Origin of the sequence: Microcystis aeruginosa FD4 (assembly GCF_009792235.1) — a bacterium.
Classification (GTDB): Bacteria; Cyanobacteriota; Cyanobacteriia; order Cyanobacteriales; family Microcystaceae; genus Microcystis; species Microcystis viridis.
On the sequence record NZ_CP046973.1, the window covers coordinates 3,413,523 to 3,429,459 of the forward strand.

The 15,937-nt window shown below is 42.6% G+C and carries 10 protein-coding genes, 1 tRNA gene and 3 pseudogenes; 6 read left to right on the forward strand and 8 right to left on the reverse strand.

Annotation, left to right across the window (positions count from 1 at the left end; genetic code table 11):
* The first annotated feature begins 143 nt into the window (after positions 1 to 143).
* Complete coding sequence (locus tag GQR42_RS17100) at positions 144 to 1,415, forward strand: dihydroorotase (RefSeq protein ID WP_158200867.1); 1,272 nt, start codon at positions 144 to 146, stop codon at positions 1,413 to 1,415.
* 663 nt (positions 1,416 to 2,078) lie between these two features.
* Positions 2,079 to 2,811: pseudogene (locus GQR42_RS17105) on the forward strand (IS1 family transposase).
* Here the strand turns inward: GQR42_RS17105 and GQR42_RS17110 are convergent.
* The 3 genes and pseudogenes from GQR42_RS17110 to GQR42_RS17120 form a co-directional block, all read right to left on the reverse strand.
* A pseudogene (locus GQR42_RS17110) lies at positions 2,758 to 4,537 on the reverse strand (hypothetical protein). The pseudogenes GQR42_RS17105 and GQR42_RS17110 overlap by 54 nt on opposite strands.
* Positions 4,538 to 4,888: 351 nt before the next feature.
* Positions 4,889 to 5,170, reverse strand: coding sequence for a hemolysin XhlA family protein (locus tag GQR42_RS17115; protein WP_002786273.1), 282 nt, complete (start codon positions 5,168 to 5,170; stop codon positions 4,889 to 4,891).
* 180 nt (positions 5,171 to 5,350) lie between these two features.
* Positions 5,351 to 7,873 carry a glycogen/starch/alpha-glucan phosphorylase gene (locus tag GQR42_RS17120; protein WP_158200868.1) on the reverse strand — a complete coding sequence of 841 codons (2,523 nt, stop codon included), beginning with the start codon at positions 7,871 to 7,873 and terminating at the stop codon, positions 5,351 to 5,353.
* Between the two features lie 236 nt (positions 7,874 to 8,109).
* On the opposite strand from GQR42_RS17120, the pseudogene GQR42_RS17125 reads away from it, so the two are divergent.
* A pseudogene (locus GQR42_RS17125) lies at positions 8,110 to 9,397 on the forward strand (RNA-guided endonuclease InsQ/TnpB family protein).
* 142 nt (positions 9,398 to 9,539) lie between these two features.
* On the opposite strand, the gene GQR42_RS17130 reads toward GQR42_RS17125, so the two are convergent.
* A complete protein-coding gene (locus GQR42_RS17130) occupies positions 9,540 to 9,833 on the reverse strand; it encodes an RNA recognition motif domain-containing protein (RefSeq protein WP_158200869.1) in 294 nt (97 codons plus the stop codon).
* A 221-nt stretch (positions 9,834 to 10,054) separates the two neighbouring features.
* Positions 10,055 to 10,309, reverse strand: a complete 255-nt coding sequence (locus GQR42_RS17135) for a DUF3493 domain-containing protein (protein ID WP_158200870.1) — start codon at positions 10,307 to 10,309, stop codon at positions 10,055 to 10,057.
* Between the two features lie 59 nt (positions 10,310 to 10,368).
* Here GQR42_RS17135 and GQR42_RS17140 point away from each other — a divergent pair.
* Positions 10,369 to 10,440, forward strand: a tRNA-Thr gene (locus tag GQR42_RS17140).
* Positions 10,441 to 10,537: 97 nt separating this feature from the next.
* On the opposite strand, the gene GQR42_RS17145 is transcribed toward GQR42_RS17140, so the two are convergent.
* The 3 genes from GQR42_RS17145 to GQR42_RS17155 form a co-directional block, all read right to left on the reverse strand.
* Positions 10,538 to 11,182, reverse strand: coding sequence for an IS200/IS605 family accessory protein TnpB-related protein (locus GQR42_RS17145; protein WP_158200871.1), 645 nt, complete (start codon positions 11,180 to 11,182; stop codon positions 10,538 to 10,540).
* A gap of 214 nt (positions 11,183 to 11,396) precedes the next feature.
* On the reverse strand, positions 11,397 to 11,843 hold the full coding sequence (locus GQR42_RS17150; RefSeq protein WP_233271056.1) for a hypothetical protein: 447 nt from the start codon (positions 11,841 to 11,843) through the stop codon (positions 11,397 to 11,399).
* 674 nt (positions 11,844 to 12,517) lie between these two features.
* On the reverse strand, positions 12,518 to 13,381 hold the full coding sequence (locus GQR42_RS17155) for a WYL domain-containing protein (protein ID WP_158200872.1): 864 nt from the start codon (positions 13,379 to 13,381) through the stop codon (positions 12,518 to 12,520).
* A gap of 99 nt (positions 13,382 to 13,480) precedes the next feature.
* Here GQR42_RS17155 and cas3 point away from each other — a divergent pair, with 99 nt between their 5' ends.
* Both cas3 and GQR42_RS17165 read left to right on the forward strand, forming a co-directional pair.
* Entirely contained in the window at positions 13,481 to 15,661 is a 2,181-nt protein-coding gene (gene cas3 / locus GQR42_RS17160) for a type I-D CRISPR-associated helicase Cas3' (RefSeq protein ID WP_158200873.1), read from the forward strand.
* Positions 15,649 to 15,888: a hypothetical protein gene (locus GQR42_RS17165; protein ID WP_158200874.1), complete on the forward strand. Its 240-nt coding sequence runs from the start codon at positions 15,649 to 15,651 to the stop codon at positions 15,886 to 15,888. The genes cas3 and GQR42_RS17165 overlap by 13 nt, the downstream gene beginning before the upstream one ends.
* Positions 15,889 to 15,937 lie beyond the last annotated feature (49 nt).

Here is a 15,937-nt window from a genome sequence, read left to right on the forward strand (position 1 = left end):
AAGATTAAAACCGTAGTTGATCAATATTCTAACTTATCGTCCCCTAACCTAACCGAGAACTCAGCTTTTTTACTTTTTAGTTTTTACTTTTTACTTAACGTGATATACTGCCAGAGGAAAAAATGACGTTTTAATTAGTCTGCGTGAATAGCCAATCCTCGACGATCATAGAACAGGTTAGAGTCCTTGACCCCCTGACACAAACCGATCGCATTGCCGATGTCTGGATTGAGGAGGGGGTAATTAAAGCGATCGAATCTCAGCTTCCCCCAAGAGAAAATAGTAACTATATTTCTGGTCAAAACTGTATTTTTGCTCCCGGATTAGTCGATCTCTACAGTCATTCCGGGGAACCCGGCCACGAGGACCGAGAAACCCTTGCATCTCTGATCAAAGCGGCCACGGCCGGAGGCTGCACCCGGTTGGCAATTCTCCCCAATACTCTCCCCCCTCTCGATCACCCCGCACTTATTAGCACATTACAGCAAAAAAGTCAAGGGTTTTTTGACTCAAAATCGACTCGTCTGCATTTTTGGGCCAGTCTCACCCTAGGAAGACAAGGGCAAAAAATGACGGAATTAGCCGATTTAATACCTGTAGCGGTGGGGTTTACCGATAATCGCAGTCTGGAAGATTTGGGACTGTTGCGGCACTTATTGGAATACCTAAAACCCTTCGGTAAAAATATCGCCCTTTCCCCCGTAAATCAGCAATTAAAGGGTAATGGAGTCATGCGCGAGGGAGAAACCTCGATTCGCTTCGGTTTACCTGGAGATCCTGCTATTTCCGAAACCACTGCTTTAGCCACAATTTTAGAAATCGTTGGCGAAATTAATACACCTGTTCACCTAATGCGAATTTCTACCCGTCGAGGAGTGGAATTAATTCGCGAGGCAAAAATGCGGGGATTGCCGATAACCGCTAGTGTGACGTGGTTGCATCTCCTCTTAAATACAGGATCGATCGCCAGCTACCATCCCAGTTTACACCTCGCTCCACCCTTGGGCAACGAAAGCGATCGCAAGGCGTTAATTGCGGCAATTAAGGAGGGAATTATCGATGCAATCGCGATCGATCATCGTCCCTATACCTACGAAGAAAAAACCGTCTCTTTTGCAGAAGCACCCCCCGGCGCGATCGGGTTAGAATTAGCTTTACCGCTACTCTGGGAAAAATTAGTAATAACCGGGCAATTATCAGCTTTACAATTGTGGCAAGCGCTTAGTCTCAATCCCTGTCATTGTTTACAACAAAAACCAGCATCGCTCAACCCCAGTAATCGCGCAGAAGCAATTCTTTTTCATCCCCAAGCAAGCTGGAAAGTAACGGCAAATAATCTTCACTCCCTCAGTCATAATACTTTCTGGTTAAATCAAACAATTACGGGAAAAGTGTTAGAAATGTGGAATTTTTAAAGGGTGGCTAATTTCTATCTTGAGACTCTCCTAGTTTTTTGGATAATGATCAACTAGAAATCTAGAGAGATATAGAGTAATGGCATGGAAAAAGAACTGCTATCATAAAAGCGCGGTTATCGGGTGCATCTCATATTTGAGATTTTCTCTCACTTATGGTGAGCAGCAGAAGTTGTTCAAAGAGGGCGAATGCAATTCGCCCCTACAATAATATTATTGTGCCAATGGTAGGGGCGCACCGCGTGCGCCCAAAATGTCATCTAGCTATTTCTCCAAAATTGAGATGCACCCCGGTTATCTCCTTCGCACGGTGGCAGAAGCTAAAGAAATTGTCGGCTCTTCGGGAATTGTTATGCAAATAATTAACTAAAAATAAAATTCGATGAGATTGCCTACGCCTAAAAGTAGCTGAAATCCAGGTAATGATTCGGTAGTAGTGCCGTAGCTCTCTTGCTTACCTGGTATGAATTGTGTAAAATATTTATTAATAAAAATAATTGGAACCCGCTCAGTCTTTAAACCTCTAGCTTGCTCATGACTTTTCTGATAAATATCTTTTTCTGGCTCCTGTCTGGCTTACTCAAATATCAGTCTAGCACCGAACAAAATCCCCCCCTAGTTCACCTCTATTCCCCTGTCAAGCGTTGTGGTTCTCACCATAGGATCAAGAATGGTTCTATTCATAAGGGAAAACCCAAACGTCAATGTAAAGAATGTGGTCAACCGTTTGTGATCAATCCCACTAATAAAACCGTCTCTGACGAAACTAAACAATTAATTGATAAACTCTTACTCGAACGAATTTCCTGACGAGGAATTGCTAGAGTAACAGGAGTAAGTTGGTCATGGTTACAAAATTATGTCAACAATAAACTGGCGGCTGTCCCCCGTCAAATAAAGGTTTCGGACAAACCAAAAGGTAAATTGGTTAGAGAATGTGATGAGATGTGGTCTTTTGTTTTTTCTAAGACGATAAAAGTTTATATTTGGCGGTTAATTGATAGAAAGACAAGAGAAATTATTGGTTGCTATGCGCGGAGATAGGAGTCGTCAATCAGCCAAAAAACTTTGGGGCTAGTTTACCAGGTGTTTACCGACAATGCGCGGTTGCTTACACAGACTTTTGGGATTACTATAAGACAGTAATTCCCAGTAAACGTCATCGACCGGTCGGAAAAAAAACTGGTCAAACTAATCCTATTGAAAGATTAAATAATACCTTTCGACAAAGGATTTCTCGGCTGGTGAGAGAGAGTCTATCTTTCTCTAAAAAAATGGAGAATCACGTTGGGGAGTCCTTTGGTATTTTATCCATGACTACAATGCACAGCAAAGCAAAGGATTAAGCCGCCATCACTACTACCGAATCACCACCGAGAAATTGTCCATCTTTTAGGGGTAAACAATGAAGGGGAATAATATGTAAAAACCAATGGGGAATGAGAGCAAGATTTAGGAATCAGTTCTAAAAGTTCATCAATGGGGAGAATTTCTGATAGTTGATTTAAACAATCATTAAGATTATTGATCCACGCAGTTTTATTGTTTTCATAAGCTTCACGATAATCTTTAATAAAATCAATCAATTTTTCTCGATCTTCTGCTGATGATTGCCAAACCTTTAATACTTGGGAAGTTACTATAAACGCCATAATTCTATCCCCTGAAATATACCATTCTAAAATGGCAGTTTGTTGATCAATTAAGAATTGAATTTCACTTAAGGGAATATTTTTAAACTTTTGATTTAAGCTAAAAGTGGAATCTATGGTGGTTATTTCACGGTCAATGAATTGATTTAATTTTTGTTTTAATTGATTGAGGTGAGTATAGTCATTTAAGATGGGTTGTCTTTGTTGCCCTAGGGTTAAAGTTACTCCCCGATTGCGGGTTTGTTCTTGGATGGCTAACTGTTGTTCTTCCCCAATAATGGCACGGCGGAGGCGATCTAATTCGGTAATAATCGTTTGGGGGATATTCTCTTTAGGATAGATATCTCGATTGGTTAGCAATTGAACTAGATAGCGGGTTTTGCTGCGTTCAACATATTCTAAGGCGCGATCTTTTTGATTGAGGTTGAGATAGGATTGAACTATGCCATGATAAACATCCATTGCATCGGAGAGGATTTCCTGTTGTCGTTGGGGGTTTAAAGCTTCGAGTCGGATATTTTCTACTGCTTCGATGGCTAAATTGTAGCCTTTGATGGCGGTTTCCCAGTCTTCGATCAGGTTAGCAGTATTTCCTAAGTTTCGTCCTGTTCTTAAACAGTCTGTCGGGAAAGCCGTCGGGGTATATACTTCTAATGACTGGTTATAAGCAGTGATCGCTAACTCTAGATTATCAGCCCTTTTCCCTCTGATGCGATCTCGATAAGCTAATCCCAGATTATTTTGTGTACCTGCCCAATCTTCAGGAAAGGAATCACGGGTATATATTTCTAAAGATAGGTTATGAGCTGCAATAGCTAACTCTAGATTATCAGCCCGTTCCTCTCTGATGCGATATAGATAAGCATTCCCCAGATTATTTTGTGTCCTTGCCCATTCATAAGGAAAGGCTTCACGGGTATATACTTCTAATGACAGGTTATATAGCGGTATTCGCTTGAGTGAGATACAGACCATCGTCTTGCCTAGACTGACTTATAGCTGGTTGCAGTATACCTCATTCGACTGCATACCGCTATATGCTCTTTCCCCAAGAATGCGAATACAATAAGCATTCCCCAGACTATTCTGTGTGTTTGCCCACTGTTTAGGAAAAGCTTGGCGAGTATATACTTCTAACAGAGTTTGGTAGCCTGTAATGGCAATTTCCAGATTATTAGCTCGACTTCCCAAAGGAAACTCTGAAATATCAAGACATAAATTATGAATTATCTCGGCAATAATTGCCACTTTTTCAACGTTACCTTGAGAAAATACATTTCTAGCGTATTCTTGCAACAGTTGGGCAAAAGTATTATCTAACAGATGTTGACGGCGTTGTAGGATAAGATAAACCACCGTAGGATTACTGTTACTGTCAATTTCTGCTTGTAATACTTCTAATAAAAACCCCTGATATTCCGACCTATTGATCGCTTGAGAGTTGAGAAACTGCCCCAACTGTTGCGCTATATTCCGTAACCAGGCGGCGGGATTATTATTTCCTTGTTGTTCTAACCCTGTTGCATAGTTTTCCATCACCCGCAAAAATTCGGGGTCAATCAATTCCTGATTTGCTTGTAGAATATTATTGAGTTCCTCATCATCAGTACAAGCGAGCAACTGTTGAATTAAATTAACATAAGCTTGGGCGCGTTGTTCATCCATTGTCTGAACGGTGATTGATGTAATTATGTGATGGACTGTGATTTTTTTTGAGAGAACGACCCGATCATAATAATAAATACTCATGATTGTCTAAAGACAATCTAAGGATAGTCGATAATTCAATCATTCTCAATCATAGTTTAGACGGTATTGCAATTAAGGATTACCCGAAATAACAAACCTACCCACTGCCACTAAAAACCCTCCTACCGCCGTAATTAAAATACCAATTAATGTCCAAATTTGAGCCTGTTGTGAACTTTTAATCGCATTAACATCTTGCTTCAGGTTATCGATTTCCACCTTTAATACCTGTCTTTCCCCCTTAGCTTCTGTTAACTCAATTTTGATGTCTGTAACATCTTTTTGTAAATTCTCTAATTTGTGATTAATTTGAGCTAAAATTTCTCCTAGGTTTTGTTCAATTATCACCGACATTTCTATTTTTACTCATAATCAAAAAGCTCCCCGCATCATTCACCCTAAAACTCAAAATTGTTGAGCCAGTTTTTGGATAGCAAAGAATAATAAATTTTATCGTTTTCACAAGGCATTTTTGGGGCGACGGTTCCAGAATTCGGGCTAGTCAAAGACTAAACCCGAACTTGACCGAGTTTTTTAATCCTCTAAACTAATCTTGACCGGATTAACTTTCCAAATCTCTTGACAATATTCCCAGATTGTGCGATCGCTAGAGAATTTGGCCATACGAACCGAGTTAAGAATCGACATCCGCGTCCACTTGTCCCGATCGCGATAAGCTTGACTTACCTGTTCCTGACAATCAGCGTAGGATTGATAATCAGCTAAAAGCATATACTGGTCATCGTAGAGGAGAGAATCAACGATCGGCCTGAATAATTCCGTATCACCATGGCTAAAATAACCACTCTTAATTCGATCGATCACTCCCTTCAATTCGCGATTATTTTTGTAATAGCTCATCGGTTCATAACCCTGTGCCTTCTTAGCATAAACTTCTTCTGCTGTCAAGCCAAAAAGGAAGAAATTTTCTGCCCCTGCTTCCTCGCGAATTTCGATATTAGCACCGTCCAGAGTCCCGATGGTGAGGGAGCCATTCATGGCAAACTTCATATTACCGGTTCCGGAAGCTTCCTTACCCGCCGTAGAAATCTGTTCGGAAAGATCCGCCGCTGGATAGATGCGCTGACCCAAAGAAACGTTAAAGTTAGGCAGGAAAACCACTTTTAAACGACCTCTGACATCAGGATCCTTATTCACAATTTCAGCCACAGCATTAGTTAACTTAATAATTAACTTCGCCATAAAGTAACCCGGGGCTGCCTTACCACCAAAGATAAAAGTGCGCGGCACGATATCGATCTGAGGGTTCTGTTTAATGCGATTATAAAGGGCGATAATGTGCAGAACTGCCAGATGTTGGCGTTTGTATTCGTGAATCCGTTTTACCTGCACATCGAAAATCGAATTAACATCCACCTCGATATTGCGGGTTTTCAGCATATAAGCCGCTAAATCGGCCTTATTCGCCTGTTTAATTTCATACCAACGCTGACGGAATTCGGGATCATCAAGGTATTGTTCCAGTTTTCGCAATTCCTTCAGGTCTTTTAACCAATTATCGCCGATTTTTTCGGTAAATAGTGCCGATAATTGGGGATTGCTCAATAAAATCCACCGGCGCGGGGTGACACCATTGGTTTTATTGTAGAATTTTTCCGGCCAGAGCATGGCAAACTCTTTCAGGGTGTCTTTTTGCAGTAACTCTGTGTGTAAAGCGGCGACTCCATTAATCGAGTGACTACCCACACAGGCTAAATTAGCCATGCGAATTTGTTTATTACCCCAACCAGCTTCTTCAACTATCGACAATTTGCCCAATAATTCCTCGTTATCGGGAAACCAAGTCCGCACATCCTTGAGGAAAAAGTGATTGATCAGGTAGATAATTTCTAGATGTCGGGGTAGCAGTTTGCCGAGTAAATCCGCCGACCAACGTTCCAGGGCTTCTGGCAATAGGGTATGATTGGTATAAGCGAAGGTTTTTTGGGTAATTGTCCAAGCTTGTGACCATTCTAAGCCGTTTTCATCCACTAACAAACGCATTAACTCAGCGATCGCAATGGCGGGGTGAGTATCGTTCAGTTGAATAGCGGCGGTTTCGTGGAAATTTTGCAGATTTTTGTGGCTTTTTAGGTGAATGCGAATTAAATCTTGCAGGGAAGCGGCCACAAAAAAGTATTGTTGGGCGAGACGTAATTCTCGACCGGCGGGGGTGTTATCGTTGGGATAAAGGACTTTAGAAATGGTTTCCGCGTCCATTTTTTCAGCCACGGATTGATCGTATAACCCAGCGTTAAAAGCCTCAAAATTAAACGATTCACTCGCTTCTGCTTTCCAGAGACGCAAAGCGTTCACCGTGTTGGTTTTATAACCCGGGACGGGGGTATCGTGGGGAATGGCTAAAACCCGACGTTCCGGCAGCCATTGGACCCGTTCCTGTCCCTTATCATCGTGATAGATTTCCGTCCGGCCCCCCAGTTTTACTTCCACACTTTCATCAGGACGGGGTAATTCCCAAGGATTGCCGAAGCGTAGCCAGTTATCGGGGATTTCCACCTGCCAACCGTCTTGGATCATTTGATGGAAAATGCCAAATTCGTAGCGGATACCGTAACCGATGGCGGGAATTTCTAGGGAAGCGAGAGAATCAAGGAAACAAGCCGCTAAACGCCCTAAACCGCCGTTTCCGAGGCCGGGATCCGGTTCCTGTTCGATAATTTCCTCAAAATCAAGACCTAATTCCTCGATCATCTCTTTGATTCGGTCATAAATACCCAAATTAGCGAGATTATTACCTAAATACCGCCCCATGAGAAATTCGGCCGAGAAATAGCAGACGAGTTTAACTTTTTCTTGTTTGTAGGTGTCGGTGGATTTGAGAAAACGACGCAGCAGGCGATCGCGAACGGTGTAGGCAAGGGCGACATAGTAATTGTAGGGACTGGCATTGGTGCGGTTAACCCCTTGCAAATAAAATAAATTGTCCAGAAAAGCCCGTTTTAGGGTTTCGGGACTCATGCCCGTGCGATCATCTTCAATTAGGGTGGGGCATTGAAGCACTTCACGCCCATCAGCTAGGGTAGAGGTTGTCTCCATGGGTTTTTGTTGTCCATATATTCGGGAGTCGATCGCCGCTCAGATTCTGATGGCGATATCCCTTATAGTTTACCTAAAATGTCGGATGAATGCCCCCGCTAGATTTTTCGACAAGATACTCACCTTTGCGGGGGATGAAATTTGACCAGAATATCAACTCCATACCACAATTTAATTCTACCATCTGTGGGTAAACTGTATTATACTTAACCTAGCCAATGGTCGAGGATTGTCAGATGCTAGTCGTAGAAGCGAAGCTAAAAAACGGAACACCAGAGCAATATCAGAAACTTGATGAAGCGATCAGAACTTCTCAGTTTGTGCGTAATTCTTGTGTTCGTCATTGGCGGTCAAATCAAGGAACAACCCGCAATGATCTCCAAAAACTTTGCGCGGTACTAGCTAACAATAAAGAAACACCATGGGTTAATAAATTAAACTCTCAAGCACGTCAATCGGCTGCTGATAGAGCCTGGCAATCAATTAATCGGTTTTATCAGAATTGTCGTGCCAAGATACCGGGTAAAAAAGGTTTTCCTCGGTTCAAAAAGCCTAGTCGTTCCGTTGAGTATAAACTAACGGGCTACAAACTATCTGATGATCGACGTAAAATCAGATTTACTGATGGTTTTAAAGCAGGAGAATTTGATTTATGGTGTAGTCAAAAAACCTTAGTTTATTATTCAGAGCAACAGATTAAACGGGTAAGAGTTGTTAGACGTGCTGACGGTTATTATTGCCAGTTTTTGATTGACGTAGAACGGCAAGAATACCATAAACCAACGGGACAAATAACAGGAATTGACTTAGGGTTAAAGGAATTTTATACTGATGCCCAAGGCAATACCGTAGAGAATCCACGTTATTTAAGAAAGTCAGAAAAACGACTTCAAAAAGCACAACGACGATTATCCAAAAAGTTTCGTCAAGGAAAGAAACAGTCTAAAAACTATCACAAGCAACGGATAAAAGTAGCTAAACTTCACCTTAAAGTATCAAGACAACGTCAAGACAAAGCAATTAAAGACGCTTTGGCGTTAGTCCAGTCTAATGATCTGGTAGTTTATGAAGCTTTAAAGGTAAGAAACTTAGTCAAAAACCGTAAGCTGTCTAAGTCGATTTCCGATGCTTCTTGGTATCAATTCACTCAATGGTTGAATTATTTTGCTAAGATTTATCAGATTGTTTGTGTTGCTGTACCTCCCCATTTTACTAGCCAAGATTGTTCAGTTTGTGGGACGAGAGTTCAAAAAACATTAAGCAATAGAACTCATCAATGTCCTAACTGTAAAACAGTCTTAGATAGGGATCATAATGCAGCAATAAATATTCTTAAAAAAGGGTTGACATATTTGGGAAATTATCTCAACGGTACTGTTGGGCAAACAGAAACCGACCCAAATGCCTTGGGAGAGTCCGGCAAGAAAGATTTTCAGTGGAGACATTGAGAATCTAAGCTGTCTCGTTGAACAAGGAATTTCCGGTAGTGATAGGGAAAGAATCCCCCGTCACAGCGTAGCTTGACGGTGGGAGTATGTCAATTGTTACCTTTTGGAGAGACTCAGACATTTAGATTTCTATTGGTTTTGAGCGGATCTGCGATCGCAATGGCCGACAAAAAAGGGTGAACCCTGTCCACCCTCCGACAATCATTTACAAAAAAAGCTTAATAGCGTTTTTTTCTGTCACCACCACCACCATTGAAGGGCGCGCGCTCTTCACGATCACGGGCCTGGTTAACTTTAATTGATCGTCCCATCCAGTCAGCACCATCCAGTGCCTCAATTGCGGCGGCTTCCTGGGCTTTACTTTCCATTTCCACGAAGGCGAAACCGCGTTTGCGGCCTGTGTCTTTGTCCACGGGAATATGAACCCTTTGAACCTTGCCGTACTCTGCAAAGACGTCGTTCAGATCTTCTGGGGAAATCTCGTAAGAGAGATTACCAACAAAAATAGACATAATACTTGAATCCTCGAACAATACTCGAAACGGTGTGGAGACACAAAATTCAGGGAGAAGCCGAACAATACTAAAGTAAAAGACTTACCGAGTTAATACTGAAAACGAACTTGAACACTAATCTTGACTCTCGCCCCGATCATAACACGGAAAGATTGGAGTTAATGTTAACTTTTATTCTCTGGGGCAAGAGACTGTTTTAGCCAGCGGTCGCTACTCCCTCAACCCTGAGCTTTTTTCTCCCGACGAAATAACCAAATCATTAGGGCCACCACACCGATTTGTAGGGCAAAATTGGGTAAAGCGGTGGCTACGTCCCTGGCTGCCGCTAATTGGGCCAGAAAAACCACCGCACCGATAAAACCGGAAGCCCCCAAACCGAGATAGATAAACTGCCGCAGCCCTCGGTAGGGATTGGCCGCTTCCTCTTTCAAGCGCGCGTATTTTCGGGGATCAAGTCGAGGGGATTTGCTCATAAAAAAATTTTTCTAGCTGTGTATCTATTGTCCGTGATATAATCGGAAACTGGCAATGTGCCGATGTAGCTCAGTGGTAGAGTAGTTGATTCGTAATCAATTGGTCGTGGGTTCAAATCCCATCATCGGCTTGGGGTTTTACCTCCTGGAAGTTGACTAAGAAATAGTTAGTAAAAGTATAGTCAAATATAGACAGACTGAATTCCATTTCAGAAATTCCCTTCACTTTTACTTCGAGAGATTGATTCTCCTTGGGTGAACTACGCACCTCTCTATCCCATAGCGGTTAAACGCATTTGGGAATGCTTTTCGCAAAATGTTGTAGGAACCCATCACATCAGATTGGCAAAGAAATCCTCTATCTGTGCGATATAAACCTCGTTTAATCCTTTTTCCTGAAAACACTGGCTTTTCAGTTGTTTGTCCATACACTGGTAGGGGGTCTAAATTCAAAAAATTAGCAACGGAGGTATAGGATTCCTCTTGAATAATCACTTTGATTCCTACTAATTGACATTTATAAATAATCATGTCAATTAATCGAGCATGAGGGATGGTCACAAATTTTTGATTATTGACTTTGCCTAAGTTCACTCCTTGTTTCCAACCGTCATTTTTCCCAATTACTAAAGTTGTTATCTCTTGGTCAACTAAGAGCTTAACCAAATAACGACTAGCTTTATAAAGATAATCATCTATTTTCTGATTTCGACCGCGAGTTAAACGGCGAATCCTCTGGGAACTTTGACGATTACCTTTTAACAGAGATTGTAACTTAGCTCGACGTTGGTTATAAAATTGATTCAGGCTTTTTAACGGTCTGCCATTAATCAACAAAGGGATAAAATCCGGTTGATTTGAAGTTACAGCCATCAAATTATCTAGGGTTTGCGGCAAAAAGTTTTTCGTGGGGGTAGGGTGTGGGGTGTAGGGTGTGGGGTGTAGGGTTTTACCGATTTTGAGGGTGTCAATTACCTAATTTTCAGGGAAAAAGTATCTGAATTTTCCCCCCGAACACTCCCATATCCGGTACTTTTTGATTGACAAAAAGTCTAAAAGTCTTACCCAACAAGGTTTTTAGATTTATTCAGCCAACCCTATCTATGCCTAAATCTATCGCAGCTATCTTTTCATTAGGAGCTAAGAACTGTTCAGTTTTCTCATAAATTACCTCGATTACATAACAATCACATTTAGGAACTATTCTGACTTCTGCTAGGCGCTCTAACCCTCTCGTCGGCAACGCAATTGAAGTACCTGATAGCTTGACTAATCCTTGCTTAAGACCTACTTTGCTGATGGCTTGAATCGTGTAAAATAAGAGATTTCTTCCTTCTTTTTTTGGCTCCTTATAACCAGGAATTTTGGGTTTTCCTAGAAATTTATCGGGGTGACTTTTAAACTCCGATGAAGCGGCAAAAAATGATTTCCAGTTCCGGTCTAATCCTCTTAAAACTTGTTGGGAAATTTTAGCGGGTAACGCTTGATACTGTTCTGTCTCTGACCTCAGAGAAGCCATCTGATTATAGGTCAAATAGCCATGGCCATAAATGAAGTTTTGTCGGATTAAATAATTGGCTGAGTTATAGAGATTTTTAGACTGCCAAGATCAATTATCTATTTCAGCCCAAAATCGATGTCCTTTCTTGATAATGTGTCTTTCTGCTACTAACATTATTCTCCGTTGTCTTTTAACTCAGCGTCGGGTTTTGAAGGGTTGTTATCCGTTGTGATAATTGTACCGGAAGGCAATTGATAGCCTGTTAAATTCCCTTGTTTCCACCACCTCCAAGCCGTTCGATAACTTATTCTTGTTTTTTTTGCCTAGTCTGATAGTTTCCTGTCTATATATTACCATGCCTGGCTATATATGACTATATTTGTATTTAAACTTTACAATACTGTTACAGTGGTTAAATGTCTTGATTTGGCTGCTGCTAGGCCAAAACTACCCCTAAGCTAACGCCTTGGCTGGGGATTTGCGGCTCTCTTCGGTTTGGTGGGTAAAATCTATTCTAAGATACATTCGGCCAGCGAATGGAAAGAACCACAAGGACACAAAGGATACAAAGATTGATCGCTACTATATAAGTTAAACTTATCACACAAAGAGTAAGAGAGCCGATTTGCTTAAATAGGCTATTTTAGCCTCAAACAAGAGGTAATAGAGTTTATTGCTCAGGCCGATCGCTAAGGCCGAAAATCTTTTCAGGACTCGTAGCGTCGATAAAGCCGCTGCAACTTGTCATAGAAACGCTTGCGGACTTTTTCTGGGGAGACCAGCAGGCAATCTTCTCCGTAGGGGAGAATCTCGCGGAAAAACCAGAAGCTACTCGTTACCTGTCGGGTAATCTGCCGGACGGGGGGATCGATCGAGATCAATTCGTTGGCGATATCGATAGCGGTTTTGGTCTGGTACGATCGAGCTAATCCATCGAATAGGTGAAACTCGGCCGACACGCTATCAAGCTGACTGCGCCACTTTACCCTAGGAATCGGGGTAATTAAGGAATCGTTGGGGATTCGATCGATCCGTAAACTCCAATTGTGGTGTAGTTCGGAAATATCTTGATTTCCCTCGGTTTCCTCGCACCAGCAGTCGAGATATAGCCGCTCCTCGTGACGATTGATAGCGCCATGATAAATATGAAATTCCCAGATTCGATCGCCAGCATCCTGATAGGATAACTGAAAGGGTTGTTGTCGGAGAATGAAGCGATCGAGTTCCAGTCGCCATGGTGGGAGAGGATTATCGAGGTAGCGTTCTAGCTCTTTCCGTAAGGGGCCTGACAGTTCGCTCCGTTCTAATAGTAGTTTAGTTAGTTCCAGGGCGATGGGGATTTGTCCAGCATCAATGAGAGAATCGATCGCCTGTTGGAGCATCTGCAAGCGATCGGGCTTCCAGTCGTGATTAGGAGCAATTTTAAGCTTATTACGGGCAATTTCTTTGATTAGCTTCGATATATTCGGTTTATCTCCCCAAAATAGCCCGAATTCACTGGCAAGGATTTCTAGGGACTGTTTTTCTTTTTCACTGACCGATAAAGTGATCGATTGTCCTATCCGGCTCATAGTTTATAAGTGTACGGACACTTTTTCTGTTTAGGTACTTGTCTATCCCTATTATCGTGGTTACTATGGAAGATAGCAAGGAGTTACGGACAGAAATTCATGGTAAATTATCAAGTAACGCTCAGGCCGGTCTATTCCTGTCCCGCAGACGAGATTCCAGACGGGATCAAGGTTCCCCAAGGATGGCGGTTATCGTGGCATCAGGTGGAGACCTGGAAAGCACTAAACGATCCCGATGTCGCGGTGATCATCAATTCGGCCATGACAGGGGACGGGAAAAGTCTAGCTGCGTATCTCGACGCGATGCAGGGAGTGAAACCCGATGATTCTCTCTGCCGTCCGATCGGTCTCTATCCCACCAATGAACTCGCTAGAGATCAGGAAAGTCAAATACAAGGCTATATCGATCGATTCAGACCTAATAACGATCCTCGCGTTAGTCGATTGAGTGGTGCAACACTGGAAATTTACGCGGAAAGTGAAGACATTCGGAAAGACAACGCCATTTTAACCCGCATTGACCAATCGGATATTATCCTCACAAATCCTGATATTTTACATTATCTCCATCGTCACGCTTATATTACTCCTAAAGATGCCCCCGATAAACTTTGGAGTCGTCTAGACGTTACATTCAATCTTTTTATACACGATGAATTTCATGTTTTTAGTGCGCCACAGATCGCGAGTGTTATTAATACGATGCTATTGATGCGTCACACTAAAAATGAACGCAAACATCTATTTCTTTCTGCCACCCCAGAAAAACAACTACTCGAACGATTGAAAACCGTGTTCGCTGCCGAGGAAATTCGAGAGATTAACCCTTACGAACGTGAAAAGTACCGCTTTCCCGATTCAGAAGCGGAAAAACAGCAATTGGAGTCGCAGGGATGGCGACAGATCGCTCGACAGATAACTTTAAATTTTATTCCTATAGATTCTACTTTCGGGGCGTCGGAAACGTGGCTATTGGAAAACTGGCAGTTAATTCGTGACTATTTTCTGCAATATCCGGGGAGTAAAGGTGCGATCATTCTCAATTCGATCGCTTCTGTCAAACGCTTAATCCGAGAGTTTAAGAACTTGCTCCATCCGTTGACAGTGGCAGAAAATACCGGTTTAACGGGACAAACACGAAAAAACGAATCGTTACAAGCCGATTTAGTTCTCGGAACCAGTACGATCGATGTGGGGGTGGATTTCCGGATTAACTTTTTAATTTTCGAGTCTGGGGATTCGGGGAGTTTTATCCAGCGCTTGGGACGACTCGGCAGACACGATGGACAGAGCGACGATCAACCCTTCCTCAATTTTACTGCCTATGCGCTCGCGTCTAACTTCTTGGTCGAGCGATTATTTCTTGGCGAACATCCTCCTTTAGAGAAAAATGTCGCCTATGATCGCCCATTTTTAAACGAGCAAATTCGGGATAAATACCGCAAAATTAATAACTTTCAGGGATATTTCCGCCGTTGGGCGGGAGTGCAGTCCGTGGAGATAAGTCGCAAGCTCAATCATAAAACGATTCGGGATACATACCAAAAGAGTCGCGTCGCGTTTGAGGAGGATTGTCAGAGGGTTTTCCAGACGAGTCTGGGCCGGGTGAGGGGATGTCTGCAAACTTGGAGAGAAGACTGGCAACAGCTATCGGGACAAGTATCGAAAAGTCCGATTGAAGAGGACGCGAGTAGCTTTCGAGGTTCTAGCTCGCTTTCCTGCGGGTTGTACGATGAAGCATACGAAGACTGGCCCGGTGATTACTTCAAAACCTACGATTTACCCGGCATCCTCAGCAATCTCGACATTGAACCGATGACCCAAGCGGACTACCTCCGACTTCTAGAGTCAACCGCGGCCCGTCTTCAACAACCGATTGCCAAGGGACGGTTTCGCCACTGCCTCGCGTTTATGAAGTTGCTGAGATATCGTCCAGAAAGACGACCATGGCGATTTAGCTACGGGGGAGACCTGAGAGAACTGGCGAATAGCTGGAAAGTGCAGGTTTTACGGGGTATTCAAGTCTATCCCTGTCCCTATCGGCAGATTAACGAGCGGATGAAAACCAGATATTTCGTCAGTTATCTGGTTCCGCACCCAGTCGAGGAGGTGAAAAAACGTCTCCAGCTACCGATGCACTTTCAGATTTATCCGATAGACGAGTTCGGCCGCGAAAAAACCTCCGCACCTTACTCTATAGCTTTCGGTCAATCGGCACTGCTACTCGATACCCAAGCCTACCGTCTCAAGGACAAAGGAGGAGACTCATGGATATGCTAGAACTGTTATCCCTATTAGGGTTTGCTCATCACCTTATGGGCGATGACAGGAAAGTTAAATATAACTATATCTCTAATCGAGTAGATAAAGTTTCAATACCTAATAGGCATTATTACTCACTTAACGGAAGTCGAGGAGGTTTACTTTCCCTTGCTCAGGGTAGCAGAATCGGGCAGGTAGTTTTACAATGGTCTTTATATACTCAATTAGCAAGCGAGAAGCTATAATTGATGGATGAACCATAGAAGGAGCCGCCTATGCAATCCTCAAACAGTC